This is a genomic window from Methylophaga sp. UBA1464 (assembly GCF_002325665.1).
Classification (GTDB): Bacteria; Pseudomonadota; Gammaproteobacteria; order Nitrosococcales; family Methylophagaceae; genus Methylophaga.
The window spans coordinates 65,189-68,057 of sequence record NZ_DCSO01000045.1; the positions used below are offsets into that span (position 1 = coordinate 65,189).

3 protein-coding genes are annotated in these 2,869 nt (G+C 46.4%); 1 reads left to right on the plus strand and 2 read right to left on the minus strand.

Annotated features, from left to right (window positions below; all coding sequences use genetic code 11):
* Window positions 1-556, plus strand: a 556-nt coding sequence (locus tag B3O33_RS04990; protein WP_292363122.1) for a pyridoxal-dependent decarboxylase, incomplete at its 5' end; no start/stop codon positions are given.
* On the opposite strand, the gene B3O33_RS04995 is transcribed toward B3O33_RS04990, so the two are convergent.
* Both B3O33_RS04995 and B3O33_RS05000 read right to left on the minus strand, forming a co-directional pair.
* Entirely contained in the window at window positions 531-2,204 is a 1,674-nt protein-coding gene (locus B3O33_RS04995; RefSeq protein ID WP_292361237.1) for an SPOR domain-containing protein, read from the minus strand. The two genes, B3O33_RS04990 and B3O33_RS04995, sit on opposite strands and share 26 nt — an antisense overlap.
* 8 nt (window positions 2,205-2,212) lie before the next feature.
* The coding region (locus B3O33_RS05000; protein WP_422655661.1) for a 3-dehydroquinate synthase family protein at window positions 2,213-2,869 on the minus strand (657 nt) is incomplete at its 5' end.

A 2,869-nucleotide genomic window follows, 5' to 3' on the forward strand; every position in this document is an offset into this window, starting at 1 on the left:
TCCATGCTGGCTGCATATTGATGCCGCCTGGGGTGGTTTTTTAAGTCTGCTAGAGAACAGTCCGTTAACGGATAAACAGCTCGGTCAGGCCGATTCTGTCTGTTTTGATCCACATAAAAGTTTAGGCCAGCCTCGGCCATGCGGCCTGTTGATGTATCAGCAACCCATAAAAAAAACGAGCGTATCCACCCATTATTTAGCCCAGCCACCACGAGATACTTTAGTGGGTTCGTATGGTCCCGAACTATTATTGCCTTTGTGGTTGACCATCAAAACACAGGGTAAAACGGGATTGGCCGGACAAATAGAAACACAGCTTGAGCAGGCAAGACAGTTTGCCGATTATATTAACGAACAGTCAGGCTGGTGGGCGCAATATTCACCCAGTGGAATTGTCTGTTTTACAGCCCCACAACACCACAATTTATCGGATTTAATCGGGAAAGGCATTTTTTCGCTAACTGAACTGGCCGGGAAACCTGTATACCGAGCCGTATTTACCAGCCACACCACTCGGTGTGAGTCATTAATTAACGATCTGGCGCCTTATCTATAATCTGTTTTTGCACGCCGTCATAACGTCGCAGCCACGGTGATACTTTATTCAGTGGAGATGGCCACTTTTTGCTGGATTGTATGGCAACCTCCTGCGATGGATAAACGCCATAAATCAAGGCATACCATACTTTATCTTCACGCAGACTATCAAACACAGCGACATTGCCAGTGAGGGAATGTTTTTTCACAAACCTGTCAATTTCCTCGCGGTCCCACGTCCCCATCAATTGAAAAGTGTAAGCGGTGCTGGATTGCTGCAGAACCCACTGCTTATCCTTCAACTCAGTATCCGCCAATGAATTATCGACTTTTTCAGGCTCAGCAGGTGCTGGATTTAATTCGACAGGGTTTATCTCTGCTTGTGCTGCAGAATTTTCAGAAACTATTGTGTCAGTATCGTTATTCTCTTCGTCTTTATTGGCATTCACAGCGGTAACAGACTCCTCAGGAATTTCCTCTGTTAAGGTCATTTCATCCGCTGAATCAGCAATATTATTTTCTGGCTCAGGCTCTGACGCTAAGGGGAATTCGGTCTCTGCAACGACTTCTGAATCAAACTCTGCAGGGTCAGCTTCCGGCTCAGAAACCGTTTGTTCAAGTTCATCAAGCAACGCCATTAGCTCTAAGCGATCGGCTTCTGCAACACTGGTTAACTGTTCCGGCTCATTTGCTATAACCAAAGGCAGCTCCTCGGTTAAAGCATCATTGCTGACCTCAGCATCCTCAATGGCATTTTTATCCGCAATAAACCAGTCATTAATCTGTTGCTGATAAAACAGTATCATGGCGAACAGGATAGCGACTGGAATCAGTCCAAACCATTTATTCCACCTGAGCTTAATAGCAGGCGTTTTCAGGCTTTGCGGTATTTTGAAGCGGAGCGGAAGCTGCAACTGTCTGGCCTGTCCCTGGCCTAATAAAAATTGATGGGCAAGACGATTAAGTTTGGCAGGAAGGCCGTTTGATTGTCGATGAAAACGCGTTAAGGTTTTCTCATTAAACGGACTATCACCGTTGAACCCAACACCTTGAAGCCGCTGCAATAAATAAGCACCCGTTTCCTGTGCTGGAATGGGACTGAGCATTAATGACTGTATGCGATCATTCTCTAAAGTAATAGCATCCGCCGCAACATCCGCCACGACAGCACGCCATAAATATTTGTCTTCATGCTGCCAGTCAAACCAGACTTTTAATTGCTGACGTAACGGGTCAGCCAGTTTGCTGACATCATCGATCAATAAAACCGGGCGCACCTGTAAAGTTTGCAACTGCTGCAACCGTTGTTGCAAAAGCTGCAGATTGTTACTGCCAAGGGTGCTTTCCTGTGGCGCACCAAATACCTGTAAACATCGGCTGACCATAAACTGAATGGTCAGTGAAGGTTCTGCCTGAATAAAACAAAAGCGCAGATCATCACCGCCAACATTCATTAATGCTTTTAAGGCTGTGGTTTTACCCAAACCATTCGGGCCATACAGTAAAGGGATTTTGTCGCTGGCTCTGAGCAGATGCAATACCAAATCAAGACGCTGCTTGATTTCCGGCCCCAGATACAGACCGGCTTCTCCTACCTCAGTACTAAATGGGTTTGCCTGAAGCGCTAATCTTGAAATGTATTTTGGTTCAGCTGCCGCCGCAGTCATTGCATTTCTCAATTTCCAGCTGTAAATGTCGACAGCGTTTCAGCCAACGCCTTACTGTCATAGTCATCAGAAATAATAGCCTGTCCGATATCGCGTAATAACACTAAACGAATCAGTCCATCCTGAACTTTTTTATCCACCGCCATCAGATCCATAAAGTCAGCAGAGCTTAACTGACCCGGAACTGTAATGGGCAAGTTTGCCTTTATCATAATGGTGCGAATCCGGTTAACCTTATCATCGTTAAGCCATCCCATACGTTGTGATAAATCGGCAGCCATTACCATGCCAATCGCAATCGCTTCACCGTGCAGACAATGCCCATAACCACAGCCGGTTTCAATGGCATGGCCAAAGGTATGACCAAGATTCAACAATGCTCTGACACCCTGTTCGCGTTCATCATCTGCGACAATCGTGGCCTTATCCTGACAGGATCGTGCAATCGCCTGCGCTAATGCGGCAGGATCCCGTGCCACCAGTAACGGCATATTCTGTTCCAGCCAGTCAAAAAATTCAGCATCATTAATCAGCCCGTATTTTATGACTTCAGCCAGCCCGGAAGACAATTGTCTGTCATCCAAGGTGTTCAGCGTCGCAGTATCTGCCAGCACACACTGAGGTTGATAGAATGCGCCGATCATATTTTTGCCCAGGGGATGATT

Coding starts and splice junctions, on each gene's coding strand:
- B3O33_RS04995 (WP_292361237.1), bottom strand. CDS start 2,204: ATGACTGCGGCGGCAGCTGAACCAAAATACATTTCAAGATTAGCGCTT.